At 59.5% G+C, this 14,188-nt stretch carries 11 protein-coding genes; 2 read left to right on the top strand and 9 right to left on the bottom strand.

From position 1 onward, the window contains the following. Window positions 1-2 precede the first annotated feature (2 nt). Both AB3Y40_RS15245 and AB3Y40_RS15240 read left to right on the top strand, forming a co-directional pair. A complete protein-coding gene (locus AB3Y40_RS15245) occupies window positions 3-2,333 on the top strand; it encodes a peptidoglycan DD-metalloendopeptidase family protein (protein ID WP_369439733.1) in 2,331 nt (776 codons plus the stop codon). Between the two features lie 110 nt (window positions 2,334-2,443). Beyond that, entirely contained in the window at window positions 2,444-3,076 is a 633-nt protein-coding gene (locus AB3Y40_RS15240; protein WP_369439732.1) for a CDGSH iron-sulfur domain-containing protein, read from the top strand. A gap of 95 nt (window positions 3,077-3,171) precedes the next feature. On the opposite strand, the gene AB3Y40_RS15235 is transcribed toward AB3Y40_RS15240, so the two are convergent. The 9 genes from AB3Y40_RS15235 to tssB all read right to left on the bottom strand — a co-directional run bounded on the left by AB3Y40_RS15235 (window position 3,172) and on the right by tssB (window position 14,110). Then, entirely contained in the window at window positions 3,172-4,128 is a 957-nt protein-coding gene (locus AB3Y40_RS15235) for a LysM peptidoglycan-binding domain-containing protein (RefSeq protein WP_369439731.1), read from the bottom strand. Between the two features lie 33 nt (window positions 4,129-4,161). Beyond that, the gene (locus AB3Y40_RS15230; protein ID WP_369439730.1) at window positions 4,162-4,971 is read right to left on the bottom strand and encodes a hypothetical protein; all 810 of its coding nucleotides are present in this window, start codon (window positions 4,969-4,971) and stop codon (window positions 4,162-4,164) included. A 10-nt stretch (window positions 4,972-4,981) separates the two neighbouring features. Continuing rightward, a complete protein-coding gene (gene tssH / locus AB3Y40_RS15225; protein ID WP_369439729.1) occupies window positions 4,982-7,762 on the bottom strand; it encodes a type VI secretion system ATPase TssH in 2,781 nt (926 codons plus the stop codon). A 38-nt stretch (window positions 7,763-7,800) separates the two neighbouring features. Then, window positions 7,801-8,802 carry a type VI secretion system baseplate subunit TssG gene (tssG, locus tag AB3Y40_RS15220; protein ID WP_369439728.1) on the bottom strand — a complete coding sequence of 334 codons (1,002 nt, stop codon included), beginning with the start codon at window positions 8,800-8,802 and terminating at the stop codon, window positions 7,801-7,803. Then, complete coding sequence (tssF, locus tag AB3Y40_RS15215) at window positions 8,799-10,736, bottom strand: type VI secretion system baseplate subunit TssF (RefSeq protein WP_369439727.1); 1,938 nt, start codon at window positions 10,734-10,736, stop codon at window positions 8,799-8,801. The genes tssG and tssF overlap by 4 nt, the downstream gene beginning before the upstream one ends. Then, window positions 10,733-11,317, bottom strand: coding sequence for a type VI secretion system baseplate subunit TssE (gene tssE / locus AB3Y40_RS15210; protein WP_369439726.1), 585 nt, complete (start codon window positions 11,315-11,317; stop codon window positions 10,733-10,735). Before tssE ends, tssF begins: the two co-directional genes overlap by 4 nt. 143 nt (window positions 11,318-11,460) lie before the next feature. Next, entirely contained in the window at window positions 11,461-11,943 is a 483-nt protein-coding gene (locus tag AB3Y40_RS15205) for an Hcp family type VI secretion system effector (protein ID WP_369439725.1), read from the bottom strand. 70 nt (window positions 11,944-12,013) lie between these two features. After that, on the bottom strand, window positions 12,014-13,507 hold the full coding sequence (gene tssC, locus AB3Y40_RS15200) for a type VI secretion system contractile sheath large subunit (RefSeq protein WP_369439724.1): 1,494 nt from the start codon (window positions 13,505-13,507) through the stop codon (window positions 12,014-12,016). 66 nt (window positions 13,508-13,573) lie between these two features. After that, the gene (gene tssB / locus AB3Y40_RS15195) at window positions 13,574-14,110 is read right to left on the bottom strand and encodes a type VI secretion system contractile sheath small subunit (protein ID WP_369439723.1); all 537 of its coding nucleotides are present in this window, start codon (window positions 14,108-14,110) and stop codon (window positions 13,574-13,576) included. Between the last annotated feature and the right edge of the window lie 78 nt (window positions 14,111-14,188).

Raw genomic sequence — 14,188 nt, 5'->3', positions numbered from 1 at the left:
AGATGATCGAGGTCGACCCAGCCTTTCAGAAATCTCAGGCCCGGGCCAAGCGCAGACGCGCGCAGCGCCGCATCCAGCGGATTGCAGCGGGTGCTGGTGGGGTGGTGCTTGTGCTGGTCTTGGGCTTTGGCATCTTCTGGCTGTTCAGCGGCGGGGATGATGCGCCTGAAATGGCGGATGATCTGGCCCCCGAAGAGGGTCAGTTCGTGCAGGTCGAAACCGAAGAGGTGGCAGCCCCACCGGTCCGGGCGGCGACGCCATTTGTGGATATCGCGGGCGACCCGATGATCCTGCGGTTTGAAACCGGCGCTGCGCAGGACAGCCTGAGTTTGTCCGGGCCGATGACGCTGGACGCACGGCGGGTGGGCAGCCCGTCGCCGACGCGGTTGTCGCTGGTCCGCGAACCGCTGATCGTGCAGGAACGTCAGTTGATCACAGCGCTGCCGTCCAGTCGCGAGGATTTTGCGTTCTTTCAAGCGCAACGGTCTGCGTCGCTGAATGCCCCGGCATTGCCGGCGGCCGAGGTCGCCACGCCCCAGGATGAGCTGGACGTGGTGGTGGTGGCCGCCGACAGTGATGACAGTTGGGGGACCGCATTGGGCGAGGATGACGCGGCACCTGCGAGCTATGTTGAGACGCGGATCGAGAACACCACCAGCGTGTCGTTCGTTCGGCCAGAGGCACTGCGCAAACCGCTTTATGAAGACATTGTGGTTCGGATGATCACCACCCGCAGCATCGCGGACGTGATGGCAACCAATGGATTTGCAACAGAGGCGGCAGAGACATGGGCTGGACAGATTGCGACGGTCATTCCAGAGGCGGCAGAGATGGCGCCGGGGTCCATCGTGGCGATCCGCGCGCGGCGCGAGGGGGAGGCCCTGACGCCGCTGCAAATCTCGCTTTATGGGCCGCAGGGATACATAAATTCCACCGCGCGACGTGGCGCGCTGGGATTCGAGGTGGCGGCGGACCCTTGGGTGGATGTGGACCTTTATGCGCTGTCGTCGCCTGCGGCGAACATCGCGGCCCCGCAGCAGGATTATCGTTTGTTGGACGCGGTCTATAGCGCGGTTATTCGCAAGGGTGTGCCCACTACGCTGGTGGGCGAGATGATTGTGATGATGTCACAGGCCTATGATCTGGATGCCTTTGCGGCCCCTGGTGACGAGGTCACGGTGCTTTATGCGCCCGCACCGGGGCCGGGCGGCAGCGGGCCGGGGCAGATCTTGTTTGCGGGGATCACCGGACCATCGGGCGAGATGCCCTGCTATGTGAGCGCCGACGATGATGGCAAGTTCAGTTGCTTCAGCAACACCGGTCGGGCCGGGGCCGCATCGCAAGGCGGGTTCACCACGCCGGTGCAGGGCACGTTGACCAGCAAATTTGGCCCACGGCACCACCCGATCCTGAAGACTGTGCGTCTGCATGGTGGTGTTGACTGGGCAGCCCCCACGGGCACGCCGATTGTGGCAGCCCTTGCCGGGACGCTGAAGGTGGTTGGTGACGGCGGTGGATATGGCAATGTGATCTACATTGATCATCCCGGTGGGTTGCAGTCGCGCTATGCCCATATGAGCCGGTTTGGCGAGGGTATGCGCCCCGGACGGCAAGTGCAGCAGGGTGAAGTGATTGGCTATGTCGGCACGACGGGCCGGTCAACCGGCCCGCATTTGCATTTTGAGTTCCGGCAGAACGGCACGCCGGTTGATCCCTTTACTGTGAATGTGCAGGGCGGGTCGGTTGTGGCCTCTGGCGGGGCGGCCTCTGGCGCGGTGGAGGCTTTGGTCAACCAGATCATCAAGGTTGAAAGTGCGGGCAATGCCAATGCCAAGAACCCGTTGTCCACGGCAACCGGATTGGGTCAATTCATCGAAAGCACCTGGTTGCGGATGATGCGCGATTACCGCCCGGATCTGGCGGGCACGATGAGCCGGGCCGATCTTTTGGCGCTGCGCACGGATCCGACGCTCAGCCGCGAGATGGTGACCAATCTGGCGCGCGAGAATGAGCGGTTTCTGTCAGGGCGTGGGCATAGCATCACGCCGGGGCGCCTGTATCTGGCGCATTTTTTGGGGCCGGGTGGGGCCAATACGGTGCTGTCGCGCGGCGATGGCGAGACAATCCTGGCGGTGATGGGATCGGGCGTGGTGAATGCCAACCCGTTCCTGCGCAATTACACAGTGGCCGATCTGAAGGCCTGGGCAGATCGCAAGATGCGCGGTGCGGGATCAGGTGGTGGTGCTGTGGTCAGCGCGCCCCGGCCCGTGATGACCGCGGAGATGCGCGCCTATAAGGAGGTCATTGATCAGCTGTTGTCGGAGGCCGGATAGGTCTGATCCAAAGGCGCGGGCAAAGCCCGCACACGATTTGTTGTTGGGGGGACGCTGTCCCCCCAAGACCCCCCTGGGATATTTGTGGCCAGAAGAAGTTGGAGGACAAGATGGGACGCAAGACCTATGAAGGCGCTGAAATCAGCGTGAGTTTTGACATGAAGCGCTGCATTCATGCGCGGAATTGTTTCCTGAAACTGCCGGATGTGTTTGACCCCGCGCAGCGGCCTTGGGTGCAGCCTGACAATGCCCCGGCAGAGGAGATTGCGGCGATGGTGCGGACCTGCCCGTCAGGCGCGCTGACCTTTGCCTATGCTGATGGACGCGCTGAAGCGGCACCGAAGATCAACCGGATTGCGGTGTTGGAAAACGGGCCATTGGCGGTGGCTGGCAACGTGTCAGTCGACGGGGCCGAGGCCGAGACACGGGTGACGTTGTGCCGTTGTGGGTTGTCGAAGACGAAGCCCTATTGCGACTATTCCCACGTGGATGGCGGGTTTGAGGCGACGGGCGAGCCCAAGGTCGAGGTTGCGGGGCAGGTGGAAGAAAGCGGCGGGCCGATTGCTGCGCTGCGGATTCCTGACGGTCCTTTGAAGATTGAAGGGAATGTAGAATTGACGACCGGGACAGGTCACAAGATGGGGCAGGTCGGCAAGGCGTTTTTGTGCCGCTGTGGGGCGTCCAAGAATAAGCCGTTTTGCGACGGCAGCCATAAGGCCGCAGGGTTCAGCGACCCTGTTTAAGAGCGTAGCGCCCGGTGGCAGGTGTTGGCCGGGGGCGCTGCCCCCGTCAGCAAAGCTGACTCCCCCGGGATAATTTTTGGCCAGAAGAAGCCCGATCAGTCGTAGAAGTTCTTCCAGAAGCGGTCGAGCTTGGTGTTGATGCGGCGGCCTTGCGCGTCATAGAGCGTTTCTTCCTGTATGGCGTCCATCAGCAGGTCACCGCCGATGGACCCGACCACGCCGCCGATGGCAACCGCCGCGATCACGCCCCAGCCAACAGGGGTGCCGACAAGTGCCAGTGTGACGAGGCCTGATCCGATTGCGGCCCCGACATTGGTGCCGACGTTATCCAGAAGGATCACGGTGCGCTCTTTGTTGTCGGAGGCGTTGTGGATCTTGGTGCCGGTATCAACGATGTCAGCGACTTTAAGGACAATTGCGCCGTTTTTGGCGAGTTTGACGGCGCGGTCGAGGTTCATGATCTCTTTGTTGATCTTGTGGGTCCGCACCTCTGCCAGGCGGTCAATGCGGATGGCTTGCCGCCCTGTCTTGCCCGGTGTCAGCAAGGGGCGCATGATGCCCAGTTTTGCATCGGCGCGTTTCAGCGCAACCTTGCGGCGGTAGTCGTATTGGCCGCGGGTGATGGTCTTGGCCTGCATCTGATAGTAACTGAGGCCGACCTTGCGGATGTCGTCAGCGGCGGATTCGCCGATCTTGGTAACGCCATCGAGAAAGCCCATGCCAGAGGCTTTGAACAGTTTGTCTGCCGAGAGCTGTTCCATGATGGATTGGGTCACGCCGTCCGTTTCCGCAATGGTCTTTGCCAGCGCACCGGAGGCCACTGCCAGATCAGGGGCGACACAGGTCATTTCAGCAGCATGAGCGGGGGTATCAGGCAGCATGATGACCTGACCGGGAAAGATCAGGTCGATGTCGGCGATCTGCGGATTATTGGCCTGAAGGTTTGCTGTGAGACTGGCCTGATTTGCGAAGAATTTGGCGTCGCCATAGTGGCTGCGCATGATGCGGTAGAGTTCGTCGCCACGACGGACGACGTAATAGTTCAGAGACATTTAATTAAAACCTGTCAGAAAGAGTACTGCTGGTTAACCCAACATGATGTCGGAGCGCAGATTGAAGTCGCCGACGTTGCCGATGGATTTGTCGAGGCCTGTCGCACGGGCAACGCGCAGATTGGATTGCATCCATTGCCAGCTCGCCAGTGCGCCCGCTTTGTCCTGAGCGACTGTGACGTTGGTGAAGTCGTGAATGTCTGCCAGATGTTTGCCCATCGCAGCGACTGCACCGATTTTTGCCTTTGTCGACATTTCTTCGATCTTGCCGGACTTGCCCGCCTTGTCCCAGGGACAGCCGCCGACACCGCCATGAGTGCAGAAGAATTTACGGAACACGGGCAGGCCCTTGGATGGGTGTTTCAGGCCGCAGTTGCCAAAGCTTTCGCGCGATCCTGCCTTGGGGTCGCGTAGGGCGTGATAGACCATCGCGACGTTCTTGGAAATCGTGTCGCAGTTTTCCAGTGGCGAACGGTCGACCGCATCAAAGAGCATCATGCAATGCACGGGGATGCCTTTTTTGTTGAGGTTGTAGGCCAGTTCGATCACAGCCGCACCGCCACGGCTGTAGCCGCTGAGGAAAATGCGGGTTGGTTTGGCCGAAAGAGCAGAGCGGACCGTGGCCAGTTTCTGCTGTTTCTCCCATTGCTCGACGACCCAATCCAACCCCTGCTTTGACTTGGCGGGGGTGCCGGTTCCGTGCCAGCGCGGGCCACGGAGATAACCAGCAAGGGGCGTGTGCCATTGTTCGAAAAGTTGCCTGACGTGGCTGGACTGAAAGTCCGTTTTGTAGGTGTCGTTGTCGTCGGGACCCGTCCCGTCGATGCCAAAATAGATGTCCATGATCAGGCCCTTAGCTGAATTCGTATGCGATTGCGCCGTCTTTCAGGACGACCTCGACCGCTTGCATTTCTTCGCCCGAGACCATCTTGGACAGGACCTGACGCGACAGGTCCGGCAAGATGGAATTGGTGATGATGTTGTCGATCATGCGGCCACCGCTGTCAGGGTCGCGGCATTGTTCGACGATGTGGTCCAGCACGTCCTTGCTAAAGGTCATATTGGCGCCATGCGCCTCTTTGAGGCGTTTGATCACCGACTTCAGCTTGAGGTTCGTGATCCCGTGCAGCGCTTCGGTCGAGAGCGGGAAGTAGGGGATCGTGACAATCCGGCCCATCAGCGCCGGTGGGAACACATCAAGCGTGGCGGGCTTGAGGGTTTCTGCGAGCGCTTCGGAGTCGATTTCATCATTCTTGCGGCCCTGATCCGTGGCGTCCATGATGACGTCTGTGCCAACGTTGGATGTCAGCAGGATCAGGCAATTCTTGAAGTTGATCGGGCGGCCAGAGCCGTCTTCCATGATGCCTTTGTCGAAGACCTGAAAGAACATCTCGTGGATGTCGGGGTGGGCCTTTTCAACCTCGTCCAGCAAAACGACCGAATAGGGCTTGCGCCGCACCGCTTCGGTCAGGCGACCACCTTCGCCGTAGCCAACGTAGCCCGGAGGCGCGCCTTTGAGCAGCGAGACAGAATGTGCCTCCTGAAACTCGGACATGTTGATGGTGATGATGTTCTGTTCGCCGCCATAAAGCTCTTCGGCAAGCGCGATGGCAGTTTCGGTCTTACCGACGCCAGAGGGGCCGGCAAGCATGAAGACACCGATGGGTTTGTTGGGGTTGGACAGGCCCGCGCGGTTGGTTTCGATCCGTTTGGCAATCATCTTGAGGCCGTGATCCTGACCCACGACACGTTCTTTCAGGTGGTCGGCGAGTTTGAGGATCCGATCGAGTTCGTCGGCCATCATCCGGCCCGCAGGGATACCTGTCCAATCAGAGATGATGGAAGCCACGGCCTGTTCGTCGACGTGGCTATAGACCATGCGGTCGTCGGGGTTGCCTGCCTCGAGCTTGGCCATTTCTGCCAGCATCTCTTCACGGATGGCGTCGGGGTCGGCAGGGATGTTTTCGCTGACCTCGGGTGCGGGGGGTGGTGGTGCGTTATCACCCTCGGCTGTGTCTTCTGCCGGAGTGTCCTCTTCGGTTGCTGGCGCGCCCTCATCGGGGTCTGCGGCCTGGGCGTCTTCTTCCTCTGCGCCCTCGGCTTCTGTCAGCGCGGCGCGCAGGGCAAGGATGCGATCCACGATGATCTTCTCGGCGGCGTATTTTTCCTCGTATTCCGCGAGTTCCTTTTCTTTGGCGGCCTTTTCTTCGGCGGCCTCAGCCAGGCGTTCTTCGTTCTCTTCGCCAAGGTCTTTTTGCGCGGTCTTGGAGGACATTTCGACGTCCAATGACACGATCGCCTCTTTCAGATCGGCGATACGGGCGGGGATTGTCGCCTGAGAGACGGCGACGCGGGCGCAGGCGGTATCCAGAAGGCTGACCGCTTTGTCGGGTAGTTGCCGCGCGGGAATATAGCGGTGCGAAAGGCTGACCGCGGCGACGATCGCCTCGTCTGAGATGCGGACCTTGTGGTGGGCCTCCATCGGGTTGAGAATGCCGCGCAGCATGTAGCAGCAGCGGTCAACGTCGGGTTCGTCCACCTGCACCGGCTGGAAACGGCGGGTCAGGGCAGGGTCTTTCTCGAAGTACTTGGCGTATTCGCTTTGCGTGGTGGCACCGATGGTGCGCAGGGTGCCGCGCGCAAGGGCTGGTTTGAGCAGGTTGGCGGCATCGCCGGTGCCTTGTGCGCCGCCTGCGCCGATCAGGGTATGTGCCTCGTCAATGAAAAGGATGATAGGTGTGGGGGAGGATTGGACCTCGTCAATCAGGGATTTGAGGCGTTGTTCAAATTCGCCTTTCATCGAGGCACCGGCCTGCATGGCCTGAATGTCCATCTCAAAAAGCTTGGTGCCTTTGAGTTTGGGCGGCACGTCACCGGCGGCGAGGCGCTGGGCGAAGCCTTCGACCACTGCAGTTTTGCCCACGCCAGCCTCACCCGTCAGAATCGGGTTATTCTGGCGGCGGCGCAGCAGGACATCGACGATCTGACGGATTTCGTCATCGCGGCCAACGATCTTGTCAGTGTCACCAGCAGCGGCGGTCATGTCCTTGCAGAACCGGCCAAGCGCGGTCGAAGCAGAGGCCGTAGGATCACCGGCGGCCCCACCTTCGCCGCCACCAGAAGACAGGCCAGAACCGTCCATCGGGCGCATGTCTTCTTCTTCGGATTCTTTCCAAAGATTGCGGCTTTCTTTGCCGAGGGTGTCGACGGAAATGCCACCCAAAATGGGGGACAACCGTGTGATTTCGCGTGCGAGGTTCTTGTCGTTGAGCATTGCCAAAAGGGCGTGGCCGGTGCGGATCTGCGCTTCGCCAAAGAACAGCGTCGCATAGGTCCAAGCGTGGTTCAGCGTCGATGACATGCCTTCGGAGATGCCAGGGCTTTCAGTGACGTTTTTGTCGAGCCGGGACATGGCTGCATCGAGTTGCTTCAGGACGGCCCCGCGATCAAGGCTGAGCGCGTTGAGGGTGACAGAAACGTCGCAGTCTTTGTTGGCGACGACGTGAAACAGCCAATGCACCACTTCGATGTTGCGGTTCTTTTCGGAACGGGCGTGGCGCATTGCCTTGAGAAATGCGTCATAGCCAGCGCGGTTCATCTTCCCGGCATATTTTTCGATATTGATCTCAGCCATTTTCCGTCCCCTTGGAAATTTTATATATTATCAATGCGTTATGCTACTTCGGTCAAGGCGTATGTGGCGCCTTGGACCGGTGTGTTGGCGGGTGGCGGGATGCGCGGCGGCATCACGGCCATCCAGCCAAGTTCGGCGCTTTCGCCGATTTTGGCGGCCTGCACCTGATCGGCGGGCAGGGTCAGTGAGACGTTCACCTCGTAAGCGGCACCAAGGTACCAGTTCACGATGTCCTGAAGTCGGGCATGAGAGGTGCCGCCAGGCAAAAACGCGCGGTATTCGGCCAGCGTTTCGGTGTGGATATGCAGGACGATCTTTTCCTCGACAGATTGAGCGCGGGCCCCCAGATACATGTCGCGGCCCAGTGAAGACCCGGCCATGCCAAGCGCGTTGCGCGCGTCCTCTTCAAAGGCGATCCAGACGGGCACGTGTTCCTCGACCGCGATGTCTGCACCCAGATCGGTTTCGAGCATTTGTTGCAGTTTGCGCGGACTTTTGACGCGGCCCAATGCCAGTGGGGCCAGCGCAATCTTGTTGAGGTCATGTAGGCTGTCGCGGGATTGGAATGCGGGTGTGCCAATGCCAAGGACCGCGCCCACGTAGTTGGCAAAGCGGTCGTCGTGGGGGTGGTCGAACTGGGTGATCGCGCGGGCGTCTGACCACGCGCGAAAGAACAGCTGCTGAAAGCGGGTGGCGAAGATGTCTGTGAAGCGGACAAATGCCATGTCGCCCGACAGCGCCCAGCGATAAACCTCTTCGGTGATATCAAGCGGCAGCGCGCCGTTCGAACCGAAGAATCCAATAATGTTGTTGCGGACTTCTGGCAGGCTACGCTTGCCGTCAAGCAGGCGGTTGAGGTCGTGTATCGGGAAGGCCATCAACGGGTCTTGGCCGATGTTCACCGCTTCTTCGCGCAGGGCGGTGTTGGACCCGATGCGCGGCTTTTCGGCATTGCGCTGTTCGACCGCGCGCAGAAAGTTCAGAAACCCGATGCCGTCGACGGGTTGATCTGGAGTTTCTGTGACGACCGGTTTCTTCATATCAACGGGCCCGATCCGGTGCGGGGCGGGAATGTGGTGATGTCGCCGCGTTCCTGACTGGCAATGATGGTTTGGGTGAAGCTGTTCACGGCTGCGTATTCGGCCAGAAACCGGTCGAGAACGGCACCGAGAAGGATCACGCCTGAACCTTCGAAGGCGCTTTCGTCGAAGGTGATCCGCACTTCGATACCACGGGCGGCATGGAAGCTGCCGGAACGCAGGATCGAGCGCACAACGGGGCGGGTCTGCACCTCTTTAATGCCTTGCAGTTGCGCTTCTGTGATGCTGTCGGAGAGGTCCGCAAACAGCGAGAGCATTTCGCGCAGACCATCGGCGGCAGAGATCGCGTCATTGCCATCAAGCGCGAATTGCGACAGCGACAAATAGCTGATCAGACGCCAATAGTTGTCGCCTGCAGTGTTGCGGTGGCCCGCGGTCTTTTCGACGTCTGTCAAAGCGGCGCGCGGCGCGGTCGGACCCGCGATAACAGCCAAAGAGACGCTGACATCGTCACACATGTGGAAGTCATCGCGGGATTGCGCGATGGGCAGGTATTCCGGCAGGTGCCGGTTGGAACACAAGGTCCGCACTTGCAGCCGCTGCGCTTGACCCTGCGCCCCGGTTTCCGGCGGTTCATAGAGCGAGATGAACGTTTCTGTCCCGCGATAGCGCTGGGTCGCGCCGAACCGGCGTTCCTTGGCCGTAGGGCGGCGTTGCCGCGTGCGGGTGGTAAAATAAAGCGCTTGGCGCGGTTTTCCGATGCCTTGTGGCACCGAATAAAGTGGATGCACCGGAACCTTGGACGCCAGATCGGCGTAGTAGGCATTTACAGCGGTGACTTGATAGATTTCGTAATGCGTCAGTGGGCTGCTGTCGGGGGTGACGACGTATTCGGTGCGCTTGCCGTCCATGCGGATCTGGCTTGCGGGTTCCTCGAAGAGGTTCACCGCAGGAGCCGCATTCAGCGAAAAGTCATCCGCCTCAATCCGCGCGGCAAGGCCTTGGTTGGCATGGCCGAATTCCAGCAAGAGTTGCACGTCAGAGCCGGTGATGTGGCGCAGCACCTGTTTCAAGCCAGTCAGGCGGAAGCCAAGAGTTTTGCGCGGAAAGACGAAAACCTCGCGCAGGCGAGCGAAGCCGTTGAACATGGACCCATTGCGCGGAAACAGGTGGTCTTTGTCGTCAAAGCCCACTTGTTCAATGGCGCGTGGGTCGAGGCGGACAAAGACCGGGTCGCCGTGTTTGTCGAGGTAGCGCAGTGAGGCGCGTTTGAGGTCACAGAAGATCTGTTCGTACAAGGCGACCGCATCAGGCATGTCGCCGGTCAGATAGATCGGCAGCGTGTCGGCAGCGATTTCGGAAAGCGGGCCGCCGTCCTGGTCGCTGCCCGCGCCAGCGGGGCGGTGGATGGTCAGATGCAGGCCGCCCTTGGTACCTTTTGCCACCTCTGATTCGCCGGCGGCAAGGAATGGCGCGGGGCTGGCGTAGTAGGTGGCGTTGCTGACAGTAAGGGGCCAGATTGAGAGAGGCGCGCAAAGACGATAGCGGCACGAAACGCGCTGATCGGAATCCACAAAGCGTGCATCAAGGTAAGCGCCCGCATCAAAGTGCAGCCCGTCGATCAGGTCCTTGTTGTCGTAAGGCGGGTTGCCCTGCACCAGCATCACAGAGGGCGTAGGTGCCAACGCATCCGGGAAGACCTGATTAAGAAGCTCTGTCGAGAAGGTGCGAAATTCGTCCTGAATTTTCAGCTGCACCCGCGCGGCCATAAAGGCGGTGCCTTCCAGCAATCCCGCCACAGCCGGATCAAGGTTTTCGCGCATCAGACCGCCCAGACGATCCGCGATGCCGGGATAGTCCTTTGCAAATTCTGCAGAGCGTTCGTAAAGCAGCGCCAATTCGCGGTTATAGGTGTCGCGGAATTCCTTTTTCACGTTTGCACCCGCAATTTGGTCATCTGGATCTTACCTGCGCCGTTGTCGACCTCGGCCACAAAATTGAGCGGGATATCAACCGGAGAGGCGGCCATTTCGGCGGAGATGTCAAAGGTCAGGCGCGCGCCTGCGACATCGTTTTCTTCTGATGCGGTGACTTCAAGTGTGTCGGCGATCAGGCGCGGTTCGAAGGCAAGCAAAGTCTTGCGGATCAGCGCGGCGATCTGGGCGGGGCCATCTACTGTGCCCGCCAACTGGCTGAGGTCGCCAAAGCCAAAGTTGGCCACGGATTTCTGAAGGTACGGATGATCGTCAAGCGGAACCGTGGCATCCAGATTGACCGTGTTCATCAGGCTGGCCATGTCGCGGTTGAGGTGTTGGCGCAACGTGTCTTCGTCGGTACCCGCACGGCGTTCCTTGCTGCGCTGGGTCAGTTCGCGGTTGCCTTCGACGAGGTTCCTTTCTTCTTTCGCGGCGTCACGGTTGGCGTGTGCTGCGCGAAAGACGTGCATCAAGGACAGCTGATGCCGGTCCCGAGGGGCCAGCGTCTTTTCCTGCGTTCTTGATGTGGTGGCGTTCATGTCCTGAGCCTTGTCAGTCGGGTGAGGCGCTGCGAACCGCGCGGCCCGCGACGGGGCAAGTCATGCCGTTCCGGGAACGGACCGGCCCCCACACGAAGGCCGGTCCAGTATTTGTATCAGCGGGTCCGCCTGGACCCAGCCAATTACATCGCTTCGTTCTTGGCGATGTCCCACTTGACGTCAGGCTTGTCGCCTTCGGCACCAGTGTCGGTCTGTTCGATGTACTTATAGTCCACCTGGCTGAAGTTCAGCGTGACGTTCTCTGTCAGACGATCCTCGCCACCGGAACCACCGGTCGAAACCGAAGACACGATGATGTCGTTGATTTTGATTGTCATGTACTCCAGCGGCTTGTCGCCGGCTTTGCGCACAACAAGGGTTGCTTCAGTGATGTGACGACCGGTCATACAGGCCTTCATCAGTTCGGGGGACGATTTGTCCACGTACTTGGTGAAGCTGATGTCCTGAACGTTGACTTTGCCCGAGCCACCGCCGCCGCCCATGTGGGTGGTTGCGGACTGGGACATGCCCCAGCTCCATGCAAGAACGTCGATCTCATTGGTATGAGAGCCGTCTTTCGATTCACCGTCGATGCCTTCGATTTTGAAGAACATATCAACTGCCATGGGGTAGTCTCCTTTTTGGAAATGCCGGTCTTTCTATGTATTGCCCGACAGGGGGGGTTAAAATGAGGGGTTAGCCACCAGATGGTAGCTTGGATACAAGGCTCATCCCGATATCCATTCCTTCCATCTGGAAGTGCGGTTTGAGGAAAAATTTGCCCATGTAGTAGCCGGGGTTTTCTTCGTCCTCAATGACTTGGACCGTGGCGGCTGCCAGCGGTTTGCGGGCCTTTTCCTTTTCGCTTGCGGTCGAAGGGTTGGCCGTGACGTAGTTGTTGATCCAGCTTTGCAGATCGTTCTGGATCTGTGTGCGGTCAGGTGTGCCGCCCACTTTGTCGCGGACCATACACTTCAGGTAATGGCTGAAGCGGGACACCGCGAAGATGTAAGGCAAACGCGAGGACATGTTGTCGGATGCGGTCGCCTCTGCATCGGTGAACTTCTTTGGTTTATAGAGCGACTGACCACCGATAAAGGCCGCCTTGTCGGTGTGCTTGCGGTGGACAAGGCCAATAAGGCCCGCCTTTGAAAGCTCACCCTCGCGACGGTCGGTGATGGACACCTCTGTCGGGATTTTCATGTCTTTGGCACCGTCGCCGGTGTCAAAGGTGTGGGTCGGCAGGTTCATCACCTCGCCGCCTGACTGCACGCCGCGGATGCGGACGGTCCAGCCGTGTTCCTTGTGCGCGCGGTTGACGTTCACGGCCATGGCGTGGGCTGCGTTCATCCAGGCGTACTGCTTGCCGTCGTGGCCATCTGTCTCTTCCTCGAAGTTGAATTCTTCAACAACGGAGGTGGAGTTCTGGCTGTAGGGTTCGCGCGACAGCACCCGCGGCAAAGTCATGCCGATATATCGCGAGTTTTCGCTTTCGCGCAGAGAGTTCCAGCCCGCGTAATCGGGGGTGTCGAAAATCTCGTTCAGGTCCTGCGGGTTCGGCATTTCGTTCCAGCTGTCCATGCCCAGAAGTTCCGGCGCGGCAGAGGTCAGGAATGGTGCATGAGCAACAGCAGCAATCTTGCCCATGTCGCGCAGCAGGTTCACGTCGCCAGAGGAATGGTCGAAGTAGAAGTCGCCGACGATAGCGCCGTACGGCTTGCCACCCAGCGTATCGAATTCCTGGCTGTAGATCTTGGTGAACAGTGGGGACTTGTCCCACTTGGCACCGGGGTAGCGGCGCATCTCTGACTTGAGCTCGTCCTTGCCGACGTTCATGACCTTCACGCGCAGGCTGCTGTCGGTTTCAGAGTTGTTGACCGTATAGGCCAGACCGCGCCAGCTGGCTTCCAGTTTCTGGAATTCGTCAGCGTGGATGATCTGGTTCACCTGATCGGTCAGCTTTTTGTCGATCTTGGCAAGCATCGCCTGGATCGTGTCGATGATGTCTTCCTGAACGAGTGTGTCATCGCTCAGCGCTTCTTTGACAAGCGTGGTTACTGCGCTGTCGACTTCTTTCGAAGCCTCTTCGGTGCGCGGCTTGATCGTTTTCTGCAGGATGTCGGAAAACTCGTCGAGTTCGCTCAGGCCGCCTTCGACCTGTCCTTCCTGTTGTGTGCCGTCGTTTGCCATCGTGTGATGTCCCCTGTTCGTATTCTGGATAGCACGCCAAACCCAGTGTCGGGCGCGCTACGTATTTTATGCGTTGTCTTCGCCTTCGGCGTCGTCGTCATCGTCGGACCCGGCACGTTCGGCTAGTGCTGCCATCAGTTCCGGATCGTCGAGCAGGGCGCGGATGTGATCCTGGGCCTTGGACTTGCCGTTCATGTAGCGGGCGAGGTTGGCGAGTTGTTCGCGCGCCTCAAGCAGTTTGTTCAGCGCGGGCACCTGACGGGCAACCTGGGCCGGGCCAAAATCGTCCATCGATTTGAATTCAAGGTTCACGCCCAGACGGTCGGTGCTGTCGGGGTCCAGCTTGTTTTCAACATTGAAGGACAGGCCGGGGTTCACCGAGGCGACATAAGCGTCCAGCGTGGAATTGGTGACGTCGGTAAAGTCGCGATCACCAATTGCTTCTTTCTCGACCGGAGAAGCGTTGCCCGAAAGATCGGCCATAACGCCCATGACAAACGGCAGCTCAACGACCTTCTCTGCGTCATAGGGGTCGGCGTAAGAAATGTTTACGCGGGGCGGACGGTTGCGCTTGATAAATCCTGTTGCGGAATCTGAAGCCATTATTTTTCTCCCAATATTTGAAGCAGATGAAACTGCGAATGGTGGTGTGAGTCAACGGTTGTGACTGCGGCAGCGGAA

Source organism: Yoonia sp. R2331 (assembly GCF_041103235.1).
Lineage (GTDB): Bacteria > Pseudomonadota > Alphaproteobacteria > Rhodobacterales > Rhodobacteraceae > CANMYO01.
This window is presented reverse-complemented; position numbering and strand designations above follow the sequence as displayed.

What these genes read in the sequence shown, in the direction of transcription:
- AB3Y40_RS15245 (WP_369439733.1), top strand. Translation starts at nt 3, where the DNA reads ATGATCGAGGTCGACCCAGCCTTTCAGAAATCTCAGGCCCGGGCCAAG.
- AB3Y40_RS15240 (WP_369439732.1), top strand. Translation starts at nt 2,444, where the DNA reads ATGGGACGCAAGACCTATGAAGGCGCTGAAATCAGCGTGAGTTTTGAC.
- AB3Y40_RS15235 (WP_369439731.1), bottom strand. Translation starts at nt 4,128, where the DNA reads ATGTCTCTGAACTATTACGTCGTCCGTCGTGGCGACGAACTCTACCGC.
- AB3Y40_RS15230 (WP_369439730.1), bottom strand. Translation starts at nt 4,971, where the DNA reads ATGGACATCTATTTTGGCATCGACGGGACGGGTCCCGACGACAACGAC.
- tssH (WP_369439729.1), bottom strand. Translation starts at nt 7,762, where the DNA reads ATGGCTGAGATCAATATCGAAAAATATGCCGGGAAGATGAACCGCGCT.
- tssG (WP_369439728.1), bottom strand. Translation starts at nt 8,802, where the DNA reads ATGAAGAAACCGGTCGTCACAGAAACTCCAGATCAACCCGTCGACGGC.
- tssE (WP_369439726.1), bottom strand. Translation starts at nt 11,317, where the DNA reads ATGAACGCCACCACATCAAGAACGCAGGAAAAGACGCTGGCCCCTCGG.
- AB3Y40_RS15205 (WP_369439725.1), bottom strand. Translation starts at nt 11,943, where the DNA reads ATGGCAGTTGATATGTTCTTCAAAATCGAAGGCATCGACGGTGAATCG.
- tssC (WP_369439724.1), bottom strand. Translation starts at nt 13,507, where the DNA reads ATGGCAAACGACGGCACACAACAGGAAGGACAGGTCGAAGGCGGCCTG.
- tssB (WP_369439723.1), bottom strand. Translation starts at nt 14,110, where the DNA reads ATGGCTTCAGATTCCGCAACAGGATTTATCAAGCGCAACCGTCCGCCC.